Source organism: Actinoplanes sp. NPDC051861 (assembly GCF_040681145.1).
GTDB lineage: Bacteria > Actinomycetota > Actinomycetes > Mycobacteriales > Micromonosporaceae > Actinoplanes.
On record NZ_JBFAYE010000037.1, the window covers coordinates 33,086 to 55,533 of the forward strand.

The 22,448-nt window shown below is 71.7% G+C and carries 20 protein-coding genes; 9 read left to right on the plus strand and 11 right to left on the minus strand.

Translation table 11 applies throughout. The features are described 5' to 3' along the window. Positions 1-56: 56 nt before the first annotated feature. Both AB0M02_RS46120 and AB0M02_RS46125 read right to left on the minus strand, forming a co-directional pair. Entirely contained in the window at positions 57-1,202 is a 1,146-nt protein-coding gene (locus AB0M02_RS46120; protein ID WP_364238880.1) for a low temperature requirement protein A, read from the minus strand. Positions 1,203-1,213: 11 nt separating this feature from the next. Continuing rightward, positions 1,214-1,549 (minus strand): hypothetical protein, encoded by a 336-nt coding sequence (locus tag AB0M02_RS46125; RefSeq protein ID WP_364238881.1) that lies wholly within the window; start codon positions 1,547-1,549, stop codon positions 1,214-1,216. A gap of 54 nt (positions 1,550-1,603) precedes the next feature. Between AB0M02_RS46125 and AB0M02_RS46130 the strand changes: the two genes are divergently transcribed. Then, entirely contained in the window at positions 1,604-2,389 is a 786-nt protein-coding gene (locus AB0M02_RS46130) for a type 1 glutamine amidotransferase (RefSeq protein ID WP_364238882.1), read from the plus strand. Next, complete coding sequence (locus AB0M02_RS46135) at positions 2,389-5,400, plus strand: bifunctional [glutamine synthetase] adenylyltransferase/[glutamine synthetase]-adenylyl-L-tyrosine phosphorylase (RefSeq protein ID WP_364238883.1); 3,012 nt, start codon at positions 2,389-2,391, stop codon at positions 5,398-5,400. Before AB0M02_RS46130 ends, AB0M02_RS46135 begins: the two co-directional genes overlap by 1 nt. 1 nt (position 5,401) lies before the next feature. On the opposite strand, the gene AB0M02_RS46140 is transcribed toward AB0M02_RS46135, so the two are convergent. Further along, complete coding sequence (locus tag AB0M02_RS46140; protein ID WP_364238884.1) at positions 5,402-6,574, minus strand: hypothetical protein; 1,173 nt, start codon at positions 6,572-6,574, stop codon at positions 5,402-5,404. 82 nt (positions 6,575-6,656) lie between these two features. Continuing rightward, positions 6,657-7,094, minus strand: a complete 438-nt coding sequence (locus AB0M02_RS46145) for a MarR family transcriptional regulator (RefSeq protein ID WP_364238885.1) — start codon at positions 7,092-7,094, stop codon at positions 6,657-6,659. 83 nt (positions 7,095-7,177) lie between these two features. On the opposite strand from AB0M02_RS46145, the gene AB0M02_RS46150 reads away from it, so the two are divergent. After that, complete coding sequence (locus AB0M02_RS46150; protein WP_364238886.1) at positions 7,178-7,387, plus strand: hypothetical protein; 210 nt, start codon at positions 7,178-7,180, stop codon at positions 7,385-7,387. Here the strand turns inward: AB0M02_RS46150 and AB0M02_RS46155 are convergent. After that, entirely contained in the window at positions 7,384-9,114 is a 1,731-nt protein-coding gene (locus AB0M02_RS46155; RefSeq protein WP_364238887.1) for a hypothetical protein, read from the minus strand. The two genes, AB0M02_RS46150 and AB0M02_RS46155, sit on opposite strands and share 4 nt — an antisense overlap. Positions 9,115-9,171: 57 nt before the next feature. Between AB0M02_RS46155 and mptB the strand changes: the two genes are divergently transcribed. From mptB to AB0M02_RS46180, 5 genes are all read left to right on the plus strand, one after another. Then, complete coding sequence (gene mptB / locus AB0M02_RS46160; RefSeq protein ID WP_364238888.1) at positions 9,172-10,551, plus strand: polyprenol phosphomannose-dependent alpha 1,6 mannosyltransferase MptB; 1,380 nt, start codon at positions 9,172-9,174, stop codon at positions 10,549-10,551. After that, positions 10,505-11,617: a glycosyltransferase 87 family protein gene (locus AB0M02_RS46165; protein ID WP_364238889.1), complete on the plus strand. Its 1,113-nt coding sequence runs from the start codon at positions 10,505-10,507 to the stop codon at positions 11,615-11,617. Before mptB ends, AB0M02_RS46165 begins: the two co-directional genes overlap by 47 nt. A 9-nt stretch (positions 11,618-11,626) precedes the next feature. Further along, the gene (locus AB0M02_RS46170; RefSeq protein WP_364238890.1) at positions 11,627-13,753 is read left to right on the plus strand and encodes an esterase-like activity of phytase family protein; all 2,127 of its coding nucleotides are present in this window, start codon (positions 11,627-11,629) and stop codon (positions 13,751-13,753) included. A 76-nt stretch (positions 13,754-13,829) separates the two neighbouring features. Further along, entirely contained in the window at positions 13,830-14,765 is a 936-nt protein-coding gene (locus tag AB0M02_RS46175; protein WP_364238891.1) for an ATP-binding cassette domain-containing protein, read from the plus strand. Beyond that, positions 14,762-15,523: an ABC transporter permease gene (locus AB0M02_RS46180; RefSeq protein ID WP_364238892.1), complete on the plus strand. Its 762-nt coding sequence runs from the start codon at positions 14,762-14,764 to the stop codon at positions 15,521-15,523. The genes AB0M02_RS46175 and AB0M02_RS46180 overlap by 4 nt, the downstream gene beginning before the upstream one ends. Positions 15,524-15,543: 20 nt before the next feature. On the opposite strand, the gene AB0M02_RS46185 is transcribed toward AB0M02_RS46180, so the two are convergent. After that, complete coding sequence (locus tag AB0M02_RS46185) at positions 15,544-16,290, minus strand: hypothetical protein (protein WP_364238893.1); 747 nt, start codon at positions 16,288-16,290, stop codon at positions 15,544-15,546. Positions 16,291-16,732: 442 nt separating this feature from the next. Then, entirely contained in the window at positions 16,733-19,777 is a 3,045-nt protein-coding gene (locus tag AB0M02_RS46190; protein WP_364238894.1) for a BTAD domain-containing putative transcriptional regulator, read from the minus strand. A gap of 30 nt (positions 19,778-19,807) precedes the next feature. Here AB0M02_RS46190 and AB0M02_RS46195 point away from each other — a divergent pair, with 30 nt between their 5' ends. Next, positions 19,808-20,440 (plus strand): ElyC/SanA/YdcF family protein, encoded by a 633-nt coding sequence (locus AB0M02_RS46195; protein ID WP_364238895.1) that lies wholly within the window; start codon positions 19,808-19,810, stop codon positions 20,438-20,440. Between the two features lies 1 nt (position 20,441). On the opposite strand, the gene AB0M02_RS46200 is transcribed toward AB0M02_RS46195, so the two are convergent. The 4 genes from AB0M02_RS46200 to AB0M02_RS46215 are packed head-to-tail and all read right to left on the minus strand — an operon-like array spanning position 20,442 to position 22,448. After that, the gene (locus AB0M02_RS46200; RefSeq protein ID WP_364238896.1) at positions 20,442-20,804 is read right to left on the minus strand and encodes an RIP homotypic interaction motif-containing protein; all 363 of its coding nucleotides are present in this window, start codon (positions 20,802-20,804) and stop codon (positions 20,442-20,444) included. Positions 20,805-20,832: 28 nt separating this feature from the next. Beyond that, a complete protein-coding gene (locus AB0M02_RS46205) occupies positions 20,833-21,234 on the minus strand; it encodes a type II toxin-antitoxin system VapC family toxin (RefSeq protein ID WP_364238897.1) in 402 nt (133 codons plus the stop codon). Beyond that, positions 21,231-21,503, minus strand: coding sequence for a type II toxin-antitoxin system prevent-host-death family antitoxin (locus AB0M02_RS46210; protein ID WP_364238898.1), 273 nt, complete (start codon positions 21,501-21,503; stop codon positions 21,231-21,233). The genes AB0M02_RS46205 and AB0M02_RS46210 overlap by 4 nt, the downstream gene beginning before the upstream one ends. A gap of 24 nt (positions 21,504-21,527) precedes the next feature. Then, complete coding sequence (locus AB0M02_RS46215) at positions 21,528-22,448, minus strand: hypothetical protein (protein WP_364238899.1); 921 nt, start codon at positions 22,446-22,448, stop codon at positions 21,528-21,530.

The window sequence follows — 22,448 nt, forward strand, 5'->3', positions numbered from 1 at the left end:
CTGCGCACGCTGCCTTTTTCGTACGCGGCGCGCGCGTCCTCGCACGCGGCGCGCGCTCAGCTCGACGTGCGCCCGAAGTCGCCGATCGCGGTCGGGCCGAGTCGCCGGATGCGCGGGTAGTCCTCGGCGATCGCGCACGCGGCCATGATGATCGGGACGGCGGCCAGCTGTGCCACCGCGAGCACGTGCCCGAGCGGCACCGTCGCCAGCACCCCGACGGCGGCCGTCACCCGGAACACGATGCCCGGCAGCCGCAGCAGCCGCAGGAAGACGGCGTGCCCGAGCAGGTAGACCGCGACACCGCCGCCGAGCGCCAGGGCCGGTCCCCAGTGCAGCGGCTCGAAGGCGTGCCCGACGGTCTTCTTGATGCCGACCGCTGACACGACGATGCCGAGCAGCATCGGCACGTGCGCGTACCCCCAGGCGTTGAGTGCCAGCCGGCTCCGCCGGCGCGGGTCGGCGGCGTTCGCCAGGACCTCCTCGGAGCGCTTGTCGTCGCCGGCGAAGTAGCACCACCACAGGTAGTACGCGATGCAGAGCCCGAGGACCGCGACCAGGATCGCCCCGCCGTCCAGGTGCACGTCGCGGAAGCCCAGCCCGATCGCGATGATCGACTCGCCGATCGCGATGATCATGACGAGGCTGTGCCGCTCGACGAAGTGACCCGCGGTGATCGAGTGCATCTCGATGGCGTGCAGGTAGCCGCCGGCGATCTGCACCAGCGGCGCCGCGATCCAGCACAGATGCCGCCACGGCTCCGGGAGGAACCCGCCGGCCAGCACCAGGGCGGCGGCGAACAGGTTCAGCGGGCCGAGGGTGCGCATCATCCGCACGGCGCCCGGACCGGCCTGCAGGAACAGGACGGAGTGGACCACGTTGACGACCAGGTAGCTGGCGCCGAAGATCCAGCCGTACTCCCCGAACGCCTCCGGGATGGCCAGCGCCATCACCAGGAAGCCGGCCATCCCGGCCAGCAGCAGCGTGCGCCGGGTCGTGTTGGTGGGCGCCACGGCGTTGGTGAGCCAGGCATACCCCGAATACATCCACCAGACCACGAGCAGGATCAGCACCACGTCGCCGACACCGCGCAGCGTCAGATCGTCGGCGAGCGTGTCGGCGAGCTGGGTGACGGTGAAGACGAAGACCAGATCGAAGAACAGCTCCAGCGTGGACACCCGGATGCCGGGGGACTCCTGTGTCATGGCCCGGAAGCCTAGGACAACTGCGTTTCGAGCGCGCGCGCCTCGGCGCGCAGCCGGGCGGCCTCGTCGGGGCGGCCGAGCCCGTCGTACTCCCCGGCGGCGGCGAGGCGCTCGTCGATCTCGGCCCGCACGATCCGCTCGATCTCGGCCTCGTCCTGCTCGCGGCGGGCCACCTCGGTCACACCGAGCCCGGTGGCGGGCAGCCCGAGCGGCGCGTCCCGCGGCGCCACGGCGGCCGCGTTCTCGATCGCGGCCAGGGCCGAGCGCAGGGCGGCCACGGCCGGCTTGTCGCGGGCTTTCATGGCGGTCGGCAGCGCCGCCTGAAGGCGGCCGCGCAAGGTCGTCATCCCTCGACCGTAGCGACGCCGTCGAGCGAATAAAGACTTCGGTAGCCTCGACACGTGGGCACCGCACTAGTCATTCAGAACGATCCGACCGACGACCTCCGACGCCTCGGGGACTGGCTGGCCGAGGCCGGGCTGGAGGTGACCGTCCTGCGGCCGTACGCGGGGGAGGCCCTGCCGGAGAGCCTGGACGGCTTCCTCGCGCTGATCGTGCTCGGCGGTGATCAGAGCGCCTACCCGGACGCCGCGGGCACCCCCGGCGCGCCCTGGTTCCCCGCGCTCGAGGGGCTGCTGCGCAAGGCGGTCCGGCACCGGGTGCCGACCCTCGGCGTCTGCCTGGGCGGGCAGTTGCTGGCCGCCGCGCACGGCGGGCTGGTGGAGCGCAGCACCGCCGGGCCGGAGATCGGGCCGGGTCTGGTCGGCAAGCGGGACGCCGCCGACAACGACCCGCTGTTCAAGTGGGTGCCACTGCTGCCCGACGTGGTGCAGTGGCACCGCGACGAGATCACCGAGCTGCCGCTGAACGCGGTGCTGCTCGCCGCCTCCAGCCGGTATCCGCATCAGGCGTTCCGGATCGGCGACCGGGCCTGGGGACTGCAGTTCCACATCGAGTGCGACGCCGCGATGTTCGCCGAGTGGACCCGGATCGGTTCCGAGGAGCTGGACGAGCTGGGCTACGACGCGGAGGTGGTGGCCGCCGCGGTGGAGGGTGTGCTCGCCGACGTGGAGGAGGTGTGGCAGCCGTTCGCCGTACGCTTCGCCTCGCTGGCGCTCGGCACGCTGCCCGACGCCGACATCCCGAACACCGGTGCCGGCCGGACCCTGCCACTGCTGGGGCAGTGATGACCAGGCCCACCCGGCTCGCCCGATACGGCTTCGCCGACAACGGCGCCCGTGCCACCGACCTGCTCGGGCCGGAAGGGCTGCGACTGTGGGACACCGAGGCGCAGGGTCCGGCGGACGAGGCCGCGGCCGGGCTGATCGACGCGCTCTCCAAGGCCGCCGATCCGAACCTGGCGCTGCGCCAGCTGCACCGCCTGGTCGACGCGGCCGGCCGGGCCGCCGAGCGGGCCAACGGGAACCGGCCGGCGCCCGGCGGGCCATTGGTTGTCAACGCCGCCACCGACGAGTTGCTCGGCGCGCTGCACACCGACCACGGCCTGCGCCGGCGGCTGGTCGCGGTCCTGGGCGCGTCGTCGACGCTCGGAGACCACCTGGTGGCCAACCCGGACGAGTGGCAGACGCTGGCCACCAGCAAGAGCGGGATGCCACCGGACGCGGAGGGCCGCCTCGCCGTCGAAGAGGAGCGGGACGAGCCGCTGACCGTGCCCGAGCTGCGCCGGGCGTACCGTATCTCGCTCTTGCGCATCGCGGCAGCCGACCTGACCGGCGGCAGAGGGCTGGAACCCACCATGGCCGCCCTCTCCCGTCTCGCCGATGAGACCCTGGCCGCCGCCTACGCGATGGCGGTGGCCGGCCTGCCGGCCGCGACGCCGGAGCCACGCCTGGCGGTCGTCGCGATGGGCAAGTGCGGCGGCAACGAGCTGAACTACGTCTCCGACGTGGACGTGATCTTCGTGGCGGCGGGTGACGACGACCTGAGCGCGGGCACCACGGTCGCCGCCCGGCTCATCGAGATCTGCGGGCAGGTCGCCTGGCCGGTGGACGCCGCCCTGCGCCCCGAGGGCAGCCGTGGCCCGCTGGTCCGCACGCTCGCCAGCCACCAGGCCTACTACCGGCGCTGGGCGCGCACCTGGGAGTTCCAGGCACTGCTCAAGGCACGCCCGGCGGCCGGCGACCTGGCCCTCGCGCACGAGTGGATCGCCGATCTGGCGCCGCTGGTCTGGCACGCCGCGGAGCGCCCGGAGGCGGTCGCCGACGTCCGCGACATGCGCCGCAAGATCATCGACAACGTGCCGCCGAAGGAGCTGGACCGCGAGATCAAGCGGGGGCCGGGCGGGCTGCGCGACATCGAGTTCGCGGTGCAGCTGCTCCAGCTCGTGCACGGCCGGGTGGACGAGACGTTGCGCGCGCCGGGCACGCTCCCGGCGCTGCGCGCCCTGGTCGCCGGCGGTTACGTGGGGCGACAGGACGGCGAGACGTTGTTGCGCGGATACCGTTTCTTGCGCGGCGTCGAACACCGGCTTCAACTTCAACACCTCAAGCGTACGCACACGGTGCCCGACGATCCGGACGGAGTGCGCTGGCTCGCGGCCGCGCTCGGCTACACCGCGATGCCCGGCCGCGACGCGGTGGAGGCGTTCCGGTCGGACTGGGTCGGTCATGCCGCCAACGTCCGCCGGCTGCACGTGAAGCTGCTCTACCAGCCGCTGCTGGAGGCGGTCGCCCGGGTGCCCGCCGAGGAACTGCGGATGACACCGGAGTCGGCCCGCAAGCGACTGGAGATCCTCGGATTCGAGGACCCGGCCGGTGCGCTGCGGCACCTGGAGGCGCTGACCGGCGGGGTGACCCGGACCGCGGCCATCCAGCGGACCCTGCTCCCGATGCTGCTGCAGGACTTCTCCGACTCGCCCGAGCCGGACCGCGGCCTGCTCAACTACCGGCACGTGTCGGACAAGCTCGGCAGCACCCCGTGGTATTTGCGGCTGCTGCGCGACGGCGGCCCGGTGGCCCGGCGCCTGGCCCGGGTGCTGAGCCTGTCCCGGTACGCGACCGACCTGCTCACCCGCGACCCGGAGGCACTGCGCCTGCTCGCCGACGACAGCGAGTTGCGGCCCCGCCCGCGCGAGTCGCTGCTGGACGGCTTCGCGGCGGCCGGCGACCGGCACCCGGACCCGGTGAAGGCGACGGCCGCGGTCCGCGCGCTGCGCCGCCGTGAACTGTTCCGGCTGGCCTGCGCGGACATCCTGCGCCACGGCGGCGACCTGGCACCGGACCGGCCGCTCGACATCAACGAGATCGGCGTGGCCCTCTCCGACGTCACCGACGCGACGCTGGGCGCGGCCCTGCGGATCGCGCGCCGGGCCAAACCGGCGCCGGACGGGCTGCGCTTCGCGGTCATCGGGATGGGCCGCCTCGGCGGGTACGAGATGAGCTACCCCTCCGACGCCGACGTGCTCTTCGTCTACGAACCTCAGGGCGGCTCGGACAGCTCCGCGAGCTCCGCGGCCCTCGCGATCGCCGAGGAACTGCGCCGCCTGCTCCAGGCCCCCGCACCCGACCCGGCCCTCGGCGTCGACGCCGACCTGCGCCCGGAGGGACGGCAGGGCCCGCTGGTCCGCAGCCTCCAGGCGTACCAGCAGTACTACGCCCGCTGGTCGAAGGTGTGGGAGTCGCAGGCCCTGCTGCGGGCCCGGTTCATCTGCGGCGACGCCTCGCTCGGCACCGACTTCGAGAAACTGGCCGACGAGGTCCGCTACCCGTCCGGCGGCCTCACCCGCGAGCAGGTCATCGAGATCCGGCGGATCAAGGCCCGGGTGGAGACCGAGCGCATGCCACGCGGCGCGGACCCGAACACCCACACGAAGCTGGGCCGAGGCGGCCTGGCCGACGTCGAGTGGGCGGTCCAGCTGCTGCAGCTCCGGTACGCACACGAGCACCCGGACCTGCGCCGCACCAGCACCCTGGAGGCCCTCGACGCCGAACTCACCGCCGGCCTCGTGGAACAGGCCGACGCCGAGGCGATGACCACCGGCTGGACCCTGGCCGCCGAGGTGCGCAACGCGCTCACCCTGGTCCGCGGCCGCCCCACCGACCAACTGCCCCGGCACGGCGCCGAACTGGCCGGCACGGTCCTCCTGCTGGGCGGCGGAGATCCGGGCGAGTTCGTCGACCGCTATCTGAGGCTGACCCGCCGCTCCCGGGCCGCCATGGAACGTGTCCTGGACGCCTAAGTCAGCACGGTTCCGAGACGCCGTCGCCGCGCACTATCCGGTAACCGGTGTCGCCGCGTTTCAGGGTGTATCCGACCCGCCACCGTGTGCAGGTCTCGTCCGGTCGTCCCTCCGGACCGTCGCCGGCCTCCTGCTCGCTGCGGAACGTCACGTTGGCGTAGAGGCGGCCGTCGCCGCGGTCGGCGAGTTCCCGCAGCACCACGTCGGAGTCGCGGGCGGTGGCAGTGCCGTCGGAGAACGCCGCCATCTGCTCGGGGTCGCCCGGGTCGAGTTCGCCGGAGGGGTCGAAGACCTGCGCGACAGTGGCGTAGTCCTTCGTGTTGATCCCGGTGAAGTAGGTGTCGAACATCGCGGCCACGGCGCCGGCCCGGGTGTGTGTGACGGACGGGTCGACCTCTACCAGGCCGGTGGTGCTCTCGGTGAGGCTCGGCCGGGGCGCGGGGATGGTCCGTTCGGGTGTGGCCTGGCTTTCGGCTCTCTCAGCGGCTGGGCTCTGGGTGGCCGGGGTGTCGTCGGCTGATCTGAGCAGCCGGGGGCCGGCCAGGAGTCCGGCGGCGGCCAGGGCGGCGACCAGGACGGCGATCGGCAGTGCGGGCACCAGGCGGCTGCGGCGGTGCGGCTCGGGCGGGTCGGCGGGCTCCGGAATCCAGGTGACCTCCGGCTCCGGCGGGCCGGAGAGCGCCATGCGGGGCGAGCCCGCCCGAGCGGGCGGAAGCAGGCCGTCCCACGCCGGGGCCGGCGGGCCTCCCCATGCAGGCTGGTCTCCCTGCGTCGGCTGGCCCTCGCGAGGCGGCAGGCCTTCCCGCGCCGGCAGGCCTTCCCGAGCCGGCAGGCCTTCCCGAGCCGGCAGGCCTTCCCGCGCCGGCTGGCCGGACGGTGTGCGTGGTGGTGGGCCGGACAGGGCGGGCGGGGCGTTCCGCGGGGCGGGTGGTGGGCCGGAGCGGAATCCGGGTGCGAGTGACGGCGGCCGGGACCGGGCCGGTGGTGCCGCCCATGGCGTGGTGGCCTCGTGCGGCGGGTCCCACGGTTCGGGTAGTGGCGGGTCCCAGCGGGTCGGCTCGATCTCGCGTTCGGGCTCCCGGGGGTGATCGCACACCGCGCAGCTGTCCGGCATGACGACGTTCGTCTCGCCGCAGCGCGCGCAGATCCACATCCGTCTGTCGGGTCCCGGCATGGGACCGAACCTTGCCGGAAATCCGGTTGATCGCCAGGGTTCGTCCCCCGTCCGGTCGGTCCCGGCCGTCGAATTCCGCCGATCAGTGGACCTGCTGGTTGGCGGCGGCGATCACGCGGGTCAGCGCCTCGTGCACCGCCCGCAGCTCCTCGACCGGCATGCCGAGTCGCTCCACCACCGCCGGCGGGATCCGCTCGGCGTCGGCCCGCAGCTCGCGGCCCCGCTCGGTGAGGGTGATCGCCAGGCTGCGCTCGTCCGCCGGGTCGCGCTCCCGGCGCAGGTAACCGATCGCCTCCAGGCGCTTGAGCAGCGGGGAGAGGGTCCCCGGGTCGAGTTGGAGCAGCTCGCTGAGCCGGCGCTGGGAGAGCGGGGAGTGCTGCCAGAGCGCGAGCATCACCAGATATTGCGGGTGGGTGAGGCCCATCGGCTCCAGCAGCGGGCGATAGATCGCCACGACGCTGCGGGCGGCGACCGACAGGGCGAAGCAGACCTGCTGCTCCAGAGCCAGGGGGTCACTCACTCGCGCATCTCCTCAGGTCGACGGCTATCCTACCAATAGTTGGTGTACCAAGTATTGGCCCACAAACTTTCGGAGGCGGCGTCGTGTCGAAGCTGTCACAGTGGTTCCACCGGACGTTCCACGACTGGTTCTTCCGCTCGATGATCGGCCCGGCGCAGACCAGGGGCGCGGTGCACGGCGCCGACGAGTTCGCCCGCGAGCAGTGGAAACGCGACCTGGAGAACCGCAAGCGCTTCACCCGCGAACAGCGCGAACGCAAGCGAGCCGAACGCGAGTCCCGCCGCGCCTCCTAGAACAGGCTGCTGGTGAGCGTGTAGCGGCCGGCCGACGGGACGCGCAGGCGGGTCCATTCGCCGTCGGCGGTGAGTGTTGCGCCGCCGGAGGCGGTCAGGGAGCGGTGGTGGCGGATGCGCACGGTCAGGTCGCCCGCGGCGGGTGCGTCGAGCACGATCGTGGCGCCGTCCTGCCGGACGAGGGTCGCCGGGGCGGCGACGATCGGGTGCGGATCGGCCACCGCGTAAAGGCGCCAGTGAGCGTCGGTCCAGATCAGAGAGAGGTACGGGAGCCCGCCCGCGACCAACCGTGCCTCCTCCCGCCCCGGCCAGGCGAGTTCCGCGTCCGGTACGGCGACGAACTGCACCGCCTCCTCGGCCAGCCACGCGCGGTAGCTGTCGGCGGTCAGCGCCACACCGGTGCCGGCGGCGCCGGGAACCGTGGTGAAGAACAGCGGGTTCCGGTCGATGTCGGCCTGACGCAGCCAGCCTCGTGCGAGCGGGATCTCGCCCATCCGCGCGGACTCCCAGTAGGCGCGGGTCGGCGGAATCTCCACCCGCCCGGTGAGCGTCTCGGCGGCGAGGCGTTGCCGCAGCGGCGCGAAGTAGCTGTCGGCCGCCGTGGGGTTGCCGATGTCCCGCACGTCGTCGATCACCACCGGCGGCTGCCACCAGAAAACCACTGCCAGCAGCACCGTGAGCACCGCACTCCCGCGCCATCCCGCAGACCTTGGGCGCGCAGGCCGGTCCGGACCGCTCTCCGCGCCCAAGATCGACGGCGCGGAGGGCGTGGGGAGAGCGGAGGGCGCGGAGGGCGTGGGGAGAGCGGAGGGCGCGGAGAGCGTGAGGAACGCGGAGGGCGTGGGGAGTGCGGAGCGCGCGGGGAGCGCGGGGAAGCGGGCGTAGGCGGCGAGGAGCGGCAGCGCGAACATCACGGCCAGGCGGGTGGCGTTCAGGCCCACCGGCGTGTGGATCAGGGCGGCCGCGAGCACCCCTGCCGAGGCCAGCACGGCGCCGATTCGGACCGGGCGGAGGGGGACGAGGGCGGCGACGACCAGGCCGGTGACGATCGCGCGGACGGTGTCGGTGCGGCTGATGTTCATCCAGCCGCCGTCGCCGAAGAGCAGCGCGATCACCGCGAGCGGGACGGCGGCGGGCACGGCGATCAGCAGGCCGTCACGGATGCGGTCGGTGACCAGCAGGCCGTCACGGGTGAGGCCGGCGATCAGCAGGGCGGCGCCGGCCAGGCCGGTGAACAGGCCGGCGACGGGACTGGTCGCGCCGGCCAGGAGGGCGGCGAGCGCGGCGAGGCGGCGCAGCCTGGGGAAGGTGAGCAGGGTCAGGGCGCAAAGACCGAGGCAAACCCCTATTCCGTACGTGACTCGCCCGCTGATCAGATTGCCCGCGAAGCCGACGACGCCGAGTGCCGCGCCCAGCCACGGCCGGGGCGCGCCGGTACGACGGAACAGCACCGCCAGCAGCACCGGACCGGCGATCAGCGTGAGGGCGCCGGTGACGCGCACTCCCAGGACGGCCATGATCGGCTGGGAGACGAGGCTGTAGCCGAACTGTTCGACCCCGGCGTACCAGCGCAGGTCGATCGGGGTGAGGCCGTGCTCGGCGAAGAAGTCGGCGCGGGCGGTCTGCGCGGCGAGGTCGGAGCCCATCGGCGGAAGTAGGAGGTACGCGACACCGAGAGCGACCGCCACCAGCGCGGTGCTCCACTCCAGCCGGTGCCGTGCCCACATCACGACGACAGTACCGGCTGGGCGGCGGTAGCAGCGTGTCACGGTAGGGTCGTCGCCATGCCCCGTCCGTTCCTCGTCCGATACGTGGGGCTGGCAGGCAGTCTGCTGCTCGCGGTGGCGGCCTGGCGGGGCGGTGCGAGCAGTCCGTGGGAACTCACCGTGACCCCGGGCACCATTTTCGCCGGGCGGGACGGCGTGCTGATGCCGCTGGCCTGGCTGTTCGGGACACTGCTGCTGATCGGCGCCTGGTGGGCCGGCCGGCGGGACGTGCCGTCGCTGCGGTGGGCGTATGTGACGGCCACGATCTGGGCGCTGCCACTGCTGCCGTTCCTGCCGCTGGCCAGTTACGACGTCTACTCGTACGCATGTCAGGGCTGGCAGCAGGCAGCCGGGCTCGACCCGTACGCCGGAGGTGTTGATCTTCTGGGGTGCCCCTGGGCCGACGCCGTCGCACCCACCTGGCGTGCCTCCCCGGCCCCCTATGGTCCGGTGTTTCTCGTGCTCGCCGCCGTGGCCGCGAAGCTGGGCGGCTCGCTGACCGGGACCGTCGCCCTGCTGCGGGTGATCGCCGTCGCCGGAGTCGCGGTGATCGGCTGGCGCCTGCCGGTGCTCGCGCGGCGGGCCGGAGTGGAGCCGGCGCGGGCGGTGTTCCTGGTGCTCGCCTGCCCGCTGGTCCTGATCCACCTGATCTCCGGCGCGCACAACGAGGCGGTGATGGTCGCGCTGATCGTTGCCGGACTCAGCACCCGGAGGATGCTGCTCGCGGGCGTGCTGCTCGGCCTGGCCGTGGGCGTGAAGGCCACCGCGATCGTCGTGCTGCCCTTCGCCATTCTCCTGTTTCCCCATTTCTGGCGCGCGGTGGCGTGGGTCGGTGGGGGAGCGGCGGGTGCGCTCGCGGCTGTCTCGGTCGGCTCGGGCCTGGGGCTGGGATGGGTGACCGGGCTGACCGGGAGTGGTGTCTCGGTGCAGTGGACCGCGCCGCCCACCGCGATCGGGCTGACCCTGGAACTGCTCGGCGTGCCGGGCGCGGTCGGCGTGACCCGGGTCCTCGGCCTGATCGCGCTCGTCGTGGTGCTGGTGCTGCTCTGGCTGCGGGCCCGCGGCCGGGATCCGCTGCTCCACGCGGGTCTCGCGCTCGCCGCCACCGTGCTGCTGGCCCCGGTGTTCCACCCCTGGTACGCCCTGTGGCCGCTCGCCGTCCTCGCCGCGACGCTGCGGCGTGACACCCTCTGGCTGGTGGCGCCGTGCGCGCTGGCCGCCGCCCTCTGCCTGCCGGACGGGTACAACCTGGCGCTCGCGAGCAGGGCTCAGGGCGCCGTCGTGGTGACCCTGCTCGCCGGCTATCTAGTGTGGAAAGTGCTGCATGAAGCGAATCGCGACAGTCGTCGGCTTGGCATCGGCCGCGGTGGTGACGATCGTCCTGGCCGGGATCCGTAACGAGTTCTTCGACTCGAAGGTCTACTACGGGGCGATCGAGTACTGGTTCCGCGGCGACGGCGGCATGGTCTACGACTGGCTGCGGGCCGGTACGCCGTACGGCTTCACCTATCCGCCGTTCGCCGGGATCGTCATGCTGCCGATGGCGTACCTGCCGTTCCCGCTGGTCGTGGTCATCGCCTGCGTCGGCACCGTGGTCACGACAGCGATGCTCGTGTGGTGGCTGGCCGGTCCGCTGATCCGGGAGCGGGAGTGGACGCCGTGGTTCGCGTACGCCGTCGCGCTCAGCCTGGCGCTCGCCTTCGAACCGGTCCGCGAAACGATCACCTTCGGACAGGTCAACACGCTGCTGCTCGCGCTGGTGGCGGCCGACATGCTCTTCGGTGTGGCCCGGGGCCGTAAGTGGGCGGGTGTGGGCATCGGCCTGGCAGTGGCGATCAAGCTGACGCCGGGTGTGTTCATCCTCTATCTGCTGGTGACCCGGCGATGGCGGGCCCTGGCCACCGCGATCGGTACGGCGGCCGCCGCGACACTGCTCGCCGGCGCCGTCTTCGTCGACGAGTCCCGGGAGTTCTGGACGTCGGCGCTGTGGGACACCAACCGGGTCGGGCTGCTCCACTACCTCTCCAACCAGTCCGAGCGCGGCCTGCTGGCGCGGCTCCCGATCGACACGATCGAGGCGAAGGTCTGGCTGGCCGCCGTCGTGGCGACGCTGGCGGGATGGGCGTGGCGGGTCGCGCGGGCGCCGGAGGACGTGGTGGGCGGCCTGGCGCTGACCGGTGTCCTGGGCTGTCTGATCAGCCCGGTGACCTGGATCCATCACTGTGTCTGGCTGATTCCGGCGCTCGTACAGTGTTTCGCCCTTGGCCGGAAATGGCTGGCCATCTCCGCATATGTCGTGATGACCTCGCACGTCACGTGGCTGTGGGAGACGGGGCCCCGGCCGCCCCTGGAGTTCGTCGGCGGCAACTTATATGTCTGGTTCAGCCTGGCTCTACTGGTCTGGACACCTCTCAGCACCCGCCGTTCGTCTGATGTCCACGAACCGGTCAAGATCATCACGTAGGCAGAGCCCATGTCTCTACGCCGTACCACCTCGGCGGTTGTCTCCGTCGTGGCCCTAGCCGCGGCCGGCAGCGTGCCCACCGCGGCGGCCGCGCACGGCCGCGCCGACTCCTTCCACCGGCTCTCCACGTTCCCGGCATACCTGAACTCGTCGATCGACGACACCGCGGCGGCCGAGATCTCCACCGTGACCGAGGACGGCCGTACGGTCGTCTACACCGACAGTCCGGGCAAGCGCCTCGGCTTCGTCGACATCACGAACCCGTCGCGCCCGAAGCCCGCCGGCACCCTGGCCGTGGGCGGCGAGCCCACCTCGGTGGCGCACCTGGGCCGGCTGCTGCTCGCCGGTGTGAACACCCGGACCAGCTTCACCGACCCGTCCGGCAAGCTCGTCGTGATCGATGCGAAGTCCCGCGCGGTCGTCCGCGAACTGGACCTCGGTGGCCAGCCGGACTCGGTCGCGGTCGCGCCGAGCGGCCGCTACATCGCCGTGGCGATCGAGAACGAGCGGGACGAGGACGTCAACGACGGCGCGATCCCGCAGGCGCCGGCCGGGTGGCTCGCGGTGGTCGACACCCGCACCTGGAAGGTGTCGAAGGTTGACCTGACCGGGCTGTCCGCGGTCGCCCCGACGGACCCCGAGCCGGAGTACGTGAGCATCAACTCGCGGGACGAGGCCGTCGTCTCGTTGCAGGAGAACAACCACCTCGCGGTGGTCTCCCTCGCCTCCCGCCGCGTGATCAAGAGCTTTGACGCCGGTTCCGTCACGGTCAACGGCGTCGACACCCTCGACGACGACAAGATCTCGCTCGACGGCTCGATCACCGCGAAGCGGGAGCCGGACGGCGTCGCCTGGATCACCGACGACCTCTTCGCCACCGCCAACGAGGGCGACTACGAGGGCGGCTCGCGCGGCTGGTCGATCTTCAGCAAGCGGACCGGCAAGGCGGTCTGGGACGCGGGTAACACGCTGGAGCACATCGCCGTCGAGCACGGGCAGTACCCGGACAAGCGCTCCGACGCCAAGGGCATCGAGCCGGAGAACGTGGCGTTCGCGCGGATCAAGGGCGTGCCGTACGTGTTCGTGAACTCCGAGCGCGGCAACTTCACCGCCGTCTACGACGTGTCGAACCCGGTCAAGCCGCGGTTCCGCCAGTTGCTGCCCACCACCAACGGCCCGGAGGGTGTCGTCGCGGTCCCGTCCCGTGGCCTCGTCGTCGTCTCCAGCGAGGAGGAGGACGCCTCGATCGGCATCCGCGGCACTGTTCAGGTCTTCGGGCTGGGCTCTTTTGAGGACACGTCGCTGGTCTCGAAGAACGACATCCCGTGGGGCGCCCTGTCCGCGCTCTCGGCGGTGCCCGGCCGCCGTGACCGCCTCGCCTCGGTCACCGACTCGGTGTACTCGCCGACGCGGATCCTGGGCCTCTCCACCGACGGCGTGATCGACTCCGCGGTCACCGTGACCAAGAACGGTCAGCCGGTCGGCTACGACGCCGAGGGCCTGGTCGTCCGCCGCGCCGGTGGATACTGGCTGGCCGTCGAGGGGACGGGCGCCGGCAAGGAGCCGAATCTGCTGGTCCGCCTGAACTCCCGCGCCGAGGTGCAGGAAGAGATCGCCCTGCCCGCCGACGTCGCCGGCGCGATCACCAGCAACGGCCTGGAAGGCATCGCCGAGTCCGGCACGTCCGTCTGGGTGGCCGTCCAGCGCGCGATCAAGGGCGACCCGGCGAACACCGCCCGGATCGGCCGCTACGACACGGTCAGCAAGACCTGGTCGTGGCTGCTCTACCCGCTCGACGCCGCGCCGGTCGGCTGGACCGGGCTGTCCGAACTGGTCGCGGTCGACGGCAACACGTTCGCCGTGATCGAGCGGGACAACCAGCGCGGCACCCTCGCCGCGATCAAGAAGGTCTACACCTTCGACGTTCCGGCCACCTGGAGCGGTACGCCGACCGTCACGAAGAAGCTGGTCAAGGACCTGCTGCCGCTGCTGCAGGCGGGCAACGGCTGGGTGCAGGACAAGGTGGAGGGCCTCGCGGTCGCCGGGAACGGCCGGACGTACGCGGTCACCGACAACGACGGCATCGACGACGCCACCGGCGAGACCGTCTTCCTGGATCTCGGCCGGCTGCTCTGACACGTCCTGACGTCTGCTGACACGGCGCCGGCGTTCGCGTCAGCGCCGTGTCAGCACTCTCCCGCACGGTGTCCGCATGGACACCACATCTGCGATCGTCGCCGAAGGGCTGGTCAAGCGCTTCGGCGACACCACCGCCCTGGACGGCGTCGACCTGGCCGTGCGAACCGGCACGGTACTCGGCCTGCTCGGCCCGAACGGCGCCGGCAAGACCACCGCGGTCCGGGTGCTCTCCACCCTGCTCCGCCCCGACGCCGGGCACGCCACGGTCGGCGGCTACGACGTCGTCCGCCAGGCACACCAGGTCCGCGGCCTGATCGGTCTCACCGGCCAGTACGCCTCGGTCGACGAGACCCTGACCGGCACCGAGAACCTCATCATGATCGGCCGGCTGCTCGGCCTCTCCCGCCCGTCCGCACGGGCCCGCGCGAAGGAACTGCTGGCCCGCTTCGACCTGGTCGAAGCCGCCGACCGGGCAGCCGGCAGGTACTCCGGTGGCATGCGGCGCCGCCTCGATCTGGCGGCCAGTCTGGTCGGCCGGCCGCGCATGCTCTACCTCGACGAGCCCACCACCGGCCTCGATCCGCGCAGCCGCAACGACGTCTGGGACATCGTGCGCGGGCTCGTCGCCGACGGGGTGACGGTGTTGCTCACCACCCAGTACCTCGACGAGGCCGACCAACTCGCGACCGAGATCGTGGTGATCGACCACGGGCGGGTCATCGCCACCGGAACCCCGGACCAGCTCAAGGCCCGTACCGGGGCGCAGACCGTCACCCTGCGCCCGGCCGAGCCCGCGGAACTCGAGAAGATCACCGCGGTCGTGCGCCACATCGCGTCCGGCGAGGTCGACGTCCGCGGCGACCTGGTCGTCGCACCGGTCGCCGACCCCGGTGCCCTCACCCGACTGGTCCGCCGCCTCGACGACGCCGGGCTGACCGTCGCCGAACTCGCGCTGCGCAGCCCCAGCCTCGACGAGGTCTTCCTCCACCTGACGGGAGCCGCCGCATGAGCACCTTGGCCCTGCGCAACACCGGGACGCTGGCGTGGCGCACACTCGTCCAGCTCAAGCACAACCCGTTCGAGCTGATGGACTTCAGCTTCCAGCCGGTCATATTCCTGCTGCTCTTCACGTACGTCTTCGGCGGTGCCATCGCCGGCTCCCCGTCGGACTACCTGGTGTTCGGCCTGGCCGGGATCATCGTCCAGAACATGCTCTTCTCCACCCTCAACACCGGCGTCGGCCTGAACACCGACATCAGCAAGGGCGTCTTCGACCGGCTGCGCGCGATGCCGATCTCCCGGTGGGCGCCACTCTCCGGCCGCATCGTCGCCGACCTGATCAAACAGGCGTGGGCGATCGTGCTCCTGCTCGGCGTCGGCGCCCTGCTCGGCTTCCGCATCACCACCGGTCCGCTCGAGGTGGCCGCCATGTTCGGGCTGCTGCTTCTCTTCGCCTTCGCCACGGCGTGGCTGCCGGTGCTGGTCGCCATGGTCGCCGCCTCGCCGGAGAAGGTGCAGCTCTTCGGCTTCCTGCTGGTCTTCCCGCTCACGTTCGCAAGCAGCGCCTTCGCCCCGACCGAGACAATGCCGGGCTGGCTCCAGGCCTTCGTGAAGATCAACCCCGTTTCGATCCTCTCGGACGCTGTCCGGGGACTGCTCAACGGCGGCCCGGTGGCCGGGCCGGTCACCCAGTCACTGATCTGGGCCGCGGTTCTGCTCGGCGTATTCGCCCCGCTCTCGGTCAGAGCCTTCCGCCGCCGCGTCTAGCGCGGACCCGCCAGGCGTTCTCACCGGCGGAAGGGAAGACGTCTTCGATCGATCGCGAGTGTGAAGCGATCCCAAGCCGACAGCCTCATACGCCTTGATGCTCTGTAGTGGGGATGATTTTCCAGTTGCTTGACGAGCGCACTCACCGCATCAGCCACCTGGTACGACTGCCTACCTGGATCGCGCACTGAGGCGCGAAGGGTGTATGCCGCCTGTAGTACTTCCGGTTCCGTGGCCACGTCGAGGGCTTCCAGGAGTGGATCCAGCCAATTGTCCACCAGTGAATTGGCGTGCCGCAGAAACGTCGTTTCGTCCTCAGCCTTTCGGAACGGCAGCTCGTTCGGGAGCGGAGGAGGGTCTTCACGCAAGCGGAGACCATGGCCGCCGCGCTCGGCGATCAACGCATGAAGGACGTCGGCGTGAAGCGACCCGAGCCCGACCATGGTGTCCCCATCGGCCTCGACCCCGGCCGGCGCCTCGACCAGCCGCTCCATGGCATTCACCTGCTGCTGCCAGCCCCGCACCGCGGTCCACGTCGCGGCACGCCACTGTTCTGCCCGATGGGTGACAACGGCCCGGTTGAAGAGGAGAGCGATCACCAGAGCGCTGGTGGAGAAACCCGTGGCACCGGACAGCAGATTGACCACGTACGGGTGTCGTTGGAGGAACCCGAGCGCCACTTGTTCAAGGAAGAGCCCGACGGCAAACGTCGACGCGGCCAGCGCCGCCAGTCCAAGAAGGACAGACGGTGGGAGACGTTGCTGCACGAAACCCAGGCTATGACCGAACGGCGGTCATCCCCAGCCCAAGCCGGGAGTGGCCGCCGTTCAAACAGCTGGATCAGACGTTGTAGTACATCTCCTCACGGCACCCCGTGACCTCCGGATCATCTGGGCGCGGCGGGCCGCCGAACGGGCGCAGGCCGTGGAGCAGAGCGCCGCCGTGCGGCGCATCCTCGCTCAGGCTCCGGCCGTCACCGATCCGGCGGGGCGACGGCGATGACGGACACGGTCCCGCTCGAGACCGAGCAGCCGCACTCGGCGCGGCCGCAGGAGTAGACCTGCCGCTGCGTATCGGAGGGTGGGCGCGGGGCGCCGGCCTCCGTCTGTCAGGACACCTCTCGATCTGATCGAGGGCCTGGGCGAGCCTCCAGTGGCCGGGGCAGTCCTCGCAGACGGCGTAGCTGCAAACGTTCCGGTAGGGCTCACCTCACTGGCGGCGTACCGGACCTTCCAGCGCCGCCTCCAGCGCCGTAGCCACCGTCACCCCGTCCCCTCGTCGGTACGCCGTCTCGAAGCCAGGGCCTCCCAGTGCCGCGCGGGCTTCGCCGGCGATCCGTTCCGCGTCACCGACCGACCGGTCCTTCGACCCGCGCACCGAGTCCGCCGCGCCCAGCAGCCCGGCCGCCCGCGCTGTGTCCCCCTCACGCAGGACGAGATCCGCGAAGCCGACCAGCACCTCCGCGATGACCGGCGAGTCCTTCGTCCGGACCGCGATCTCCAGCGCCTCCCGGTGCAGCTCCCGCGCCCGAACCAGATCACCCGCCGCGCCCTCGATCAGGCCGCCGTTCGATCGCGCCAGGGCCCCGAACTGCGGCGCGAACGTCGACGTCTCGATCAGCCTGATCGCCTCGTCGTTGTGGGCCCGTGCCTCGTCCAGCCGGCCCTCCGCGCGGGCGATCACCGACTCGCCGTGGTGCACCGTGGCCATCACCTCGGGAACGGCGGCGCGACGGGCGTGCTCGCGGGCCACCGTCAGCGTCCGGTGCGCCTCGGCCCGGTCGCCGCTCATCCACATCTGATGCGCCAGTTTGACGGCCAGCTGCGGCAGGTCCTCGCGCATGCCGACGTCCTCGACGAGCGCGAACGCCTCCCGCTGCCACTCGACCGCACGGGCGAAGTCACCGCGGGCCGCGGCCATGTCGGCCAGGATGCTCAGCGTGAACCCGATGCCCCAGCGCTCACCGACGGCACGGAACCCGGCCAGCGACTCGCTCAGGTCCGCCTCGGCGGCCTCGGCGCTCTCCCCGAAGTTGATCCGCACGTGCCCGACGACCATCTGGGCGACCGCCCGTAGCCACGGATCCGGGTCGTCGAAGAGCCGGTCGGCGCCGCCGAACACGCCGGCCCTGATGCGGCCCGAGAAGACGGCCGCCAGCGGGGTCAGCAGGCGGAGCAGGGGATGGCCGGAGGTGGTGCCCTGTGCCAGTTCCTCCGCGCGCAGGAACAGCGCTTCGACCTCGGCGAACCCCGTCGGGCCCTCGACGCCGTTGAGGGCGGCGTAGGCGTACGTGAGAGCCAGCTCGGACCGGTCCGCGCCGCCGGTGTCCATGGCCGCCACGTCCGAGCTCAGCAGCGAGCCCTCCACCCGGTGCCCGCGCAACCACCAGTACCAGCCGAGGTTCGCGACCAGCGCCGCGGCGGTGCGGCTGTCCCCGGCGGCGATCGCGCCACGGACCGCGGCGTGCAGGTTGTCGTGTTCGGCGGAGAGCCGCCGCAGCCAGGACAGCTGCTCGGCGCGGCGCAGGTGCGGCTCGGCCTCCCGGGCCAGCTCCAGCAGGTGGTCCGCGAGACTCCGCCGCAGGTCCTCGGTCTCGCCGGCCTCGTCGAGGCGCTCCAGCCCGTACTCCCGGATCGTCTCCAGCATCCGGTAACGCCCGTCCGGGCCGAGCACCAGCAGCGACTTGTCGACCAGCGCGCCGAGCAGGTCGGGGTCGGCGGCGCACACCCGCTCGGCGGCGGTCACGTCGGCTCCGCCGGGCAGGGCGGCCAGTCCGCGCCACAGGCGGCGTTCCGGTTCGGTGAGCAGGTCCCAGCTCCAGTCCACCACCGCGCGCAGCGTCTGATGCCGGGGCAGGGCGGTCCGGCTGCCGCCGGTGAGCAGGCGGAACCGGTCGGCCAGGCGGTCGGCGAGGACCGCGACGGGCAGCGTACGCAGACGGGCCGCGGCCAGCTCGATCGCGAGAGGCATGCCGTCGAGAGCCTGGCAGATCCGCACCACGGGTTCCACGTTCGCGTCGGACAGGGCGAGTCCGGAGGATCGATCGAGCATCAACCGTACCGATGGAAAAACTGACGCAGCCGCAGCGTCCGCACCCAGCGGGGGCGACGCGAGGGGTTCCACCGGGAAGATCCGCTCGCCCGGAATACCCAAGGGCTCGCGGCTCGTCGCGATGAGGCGGAGGCCGGGCGCGGCGCGGAGGAGAACGTCGGCGGTCTCGGCGGCCGCGGTGATGACGTGCTCGCAGTTGTCGAGGATGAGCAGCAGATCCCGCGACTTCAGGGCGTCGCGCAGCCGGCTGAGCGGGGTGGCCGGCTCGATCCGGGAGAGGACCATCTGGGTACGCGGATGGAGCGCGGTCAGGATCGCCTGGACAACCTCGGCGGGATCGCGGACCGGGGCCAGTTCGACCCGCCAGACCTCACCGGGCAGCCCCGCTCCCACCTCCACGGAGAGACGCGTCTTGCCCGAACCGCCGGGCCCGGTCAGCGTGACCAGCCGGTGCCGGGTCGTCAGCTCACGAACCGCTCGCACCTCGGCGTCCCGCCCGATGAAGCTGCTCAGCTCGGCCGGCAGGTTTCCCCGCCGGTCATCGGCACGCAGCAGGTCCAGGTGCAGCGCGGCGAGCTCGGGCGACGGATCCGCGCCCAGCTGGTCGGCGAGGCGGCGCCGGGCGTCCTCGAAGACCTGCAGGGCCCGCCCCGGACTTCCGGCCTGCCGCAGCGCCCGCAGCAGCAGCGCGATCAGTGCCTCGTCCAGCGGATGCGCCGCGACCAGGGCTTCCAGCTCGGGCACGACGTCGCGGTGCGCCATCTCGCGGGCCAGCCAGTCGCGGTGCGCGGCCGTTCGGAGCCGGGTCAGGCGTACCGCGTCGGCCTCGGCAGCGCCGGGAAACTCCAGCTCGCCGCGCCATAGTTCGAGCGCTCGGCCGGGTGCCTCGGCGGCGAGCCGCGCGAACCGGTGCGCGTCCACCAGGTCCGGGTCGATGACCAGCCGATATCCGTGCGGCGAGGCCTCCACGCGCAACTCCGGCACGGCGCGCCGAAGCCGGGAGACCAGCGCCTGCAACGCGTTTCCCGCACCCGAGGGTGCGTCGTCACCCCAGATGCCGTCGATCAACCGGTCCGCGGAGACGATGCGGCCGGCGTCGAGGGCAAGCAAAATCATGAGGGTACGCAGCCGCGCGCCCACAATCGGGATCCGCTCACCGGTGCCGGCACGCACCTCGACGGGCCCCAGCACCGCGATGTCCACGCCCCGATTCTGCCGCGTAGCGTCGACCGCGTGGGGTTCGAGGTACTGCCCGGAACACCGGGCCTGACACTGGCGTCCGTAGCCCACGTCCTGGTGCCGGGCCACGGCCGCAACGCCTCCGCCTCAGCCTTGACTCCGGGCGGTGAGGCCCGCTGCCGCCTCGCCGCCTCCTTGGCCCTGCCCGGCGTGATCGTCTGCGCCGGCTACAAGTCGCCGATCGACCACAAGGGCACCCCGTTCGCGGCGGCTTCCGGTGAGGTGTTCCGGGGTGTTCCGGAGGCCGATCTGATGCGGGCCTGGCTGGTAGCGGCCGGCGTGCCTGAGCACGTCATCCGCGTGGAGCGGCACTCAGTCGACACGGTGACCAACCTGCTGCGCGCCGAGTACGAGGGCCACTTCGGCGACAACCGCCCCGTCGCGATAATCGCCCAGCGAGGCCACCTTCGCCGCATCCTGACGCTGGCCCCACGCCTGCTCCGCCGCCCGTTCCTAGGAGTAGTAGTCCCCGGCCCAACCCGCGAAAACCCCCTGGCCACCCCGCTGAGCCGACTGATCAGCGCCCACCTACCACCCGACCCGACTGCAGCAATCCAAACCGCCACCCACCGAGCCGAACGCCTCTGGCGCGTGGCGGAGTTACTGGGCAAACGCGCTTACCACTGACTCAGAACTTGTTGTTCTGGGTGTTGTGGTCGCCGATCTGAACCCCCTTCGCATTGCTCAGGTTGATGCCCTCCGGCGAAACAGGAGCGGCCGGTGCCGTGCCACCCGCTTGCGGCACGCCACCCGGTTGCGGGTGCCCGTGCGGTGGCGGCGTTCCGGCCGTCGTGGTCGCTATCGAGTGCCGCCAGCTCTTCCAGGCGAGCACCGCCCCGAACGCCCCCAGCAGCAGCGACCCGATCCCCACGCTGATGGAGATCCATTTCTCGGCGCGATCGAGGCCCTCGCTCGTGAGGAAGACGATCACGCCACCCACCCCGGCGACCAGAAAGACGCCGCCCAGGGCCGCAGTCAAATACCGTCCCATGGCTCCATCATGGCCCGCCGGGGCGAGGTCAGGCAGGTGCGACAACCGGAAGGCCGGACCGGGCGACGACCTCGGCCAGCCGTTTGTCGTAGGTGACGAACGCCGTCAGGTCCTTGCCGGAGGCGACCAGGAACTCCGCGGTAGCGGCGTGAATGGCGTCGAGGGTGCGCAACGCCGGATCGACGTAGGCCGCCGCGTTGGCCCGCACCGCCGCGCTGATGTCCACGCGATGGAGCCGGCCGAGCACGCCGGCGACACTACCGAGCACACCCGGATGGCTGCGCCGCAAAGCCCTGGGCAGTTCCACCTCGACGAGGCAGGAGGCGATGAGCGGCTGACCCGCCCGGTCGTTGAGCCACCGGACCAGAGCCGCCGACTCCGACTCGACGCGCACGAGCTTCACCAGGGCCGCCGTGTCGAGGTAGATCACCAGCGCTCCTCGTCACGCAGAGCGGACAGAAGTTCGCCGGACTCAGGGCCGTCGCCGGGTTGGTGTTGAGGCATCGGGACGGGACCCGTCACCGTAGGCGGCACGACCACGCCGTCAGCGATCAGATCGGCGAGCGGATCAGCCCCGATGGGAACGATCCGGGCTATCGGCTGACCTCGGTTGGTGATCTCCAACGTCTCGCCTCTCTCGACGCGGGCCAGGACTCCGGCGGTGTCCTGGTTGAGGGTCCGGATCGGAATCTGCTCCACCAGCGCACTGTACTACTTCATGTACTACATCGGCGCCGGGTTTGGTCTGCCGGTGGTGGGGTGGTCGGAAGGTGCGGGGCGGACTCGGGTGAGTTGGCGGTAGCAGAGGTAGCCGGCCAGGAGAAGGAGGGCGCCGCCGAGTGCGGCCATCCAGGGGATCAGGAGTGTGTCGGTGTGCGGGTCGGCGAAGACGTCGCCGTAGCGGGTGTGCCAGCCGATCTGGATGCCGGCTTCGAGGATCAGGGTCAGGTGGGTCCAGCGTGTCCAGGTCTGCCAGCGGCCTCGGGCGCCGACCAGCAGGAGCAGGGCGATCAGGAGGGCGAGGATGACGGCCAGCCAGGACATGCGGATGGGTTCGGTGAAGGAGTCGCTGTAGGCGAGACGGTCGTCGGACAGGAGGCGGGCGGGCGCGAGGTAGAGGGCGAGCAGCGCGGACCAGGCGAGGATCTGGGCGGTGATGGCCAGACGGTTGACGCGGTCGGAGGCGCGCACGGTGTGGGGTTTCCAGGCGAAGGCGGTGGGGCGGCGACGGAGAATCAGGCTGCGACCGCTGAAGACCAGGGCCAGTGCGCCGATCCAGGCGAGGGTCGGGATGCTGTTGTCGCCGGCGGCGTCGCGCCACGGGACGCCGGGGCCGGGGGCGAACAGGATGCCGGCCACGAAGGCGCCGGCCACCGCGAGGACCAGGAACGCCCACGTGTCGCTGGGGGCGATCAAGGTGTACGGCGGGTGGTAGCGGGCGGCGGTCTCGGCGGGACGGCCGTGCGCGCGGAGCATCTCGACGGCCAGGTGCGCGTCCGGCGTACGCCCGGTTTCCTCGGACCGGGAGCGCAACTCCTCCCGCAGAAGCGCGCGCAGCTCGAAGGCCGTGTCGTCGCGCTTGCGCGGCGGCAATTGCCTGGCCACGTCGTGCACGTAGCTCTCGATGACGTCCTGAGCGTCCAT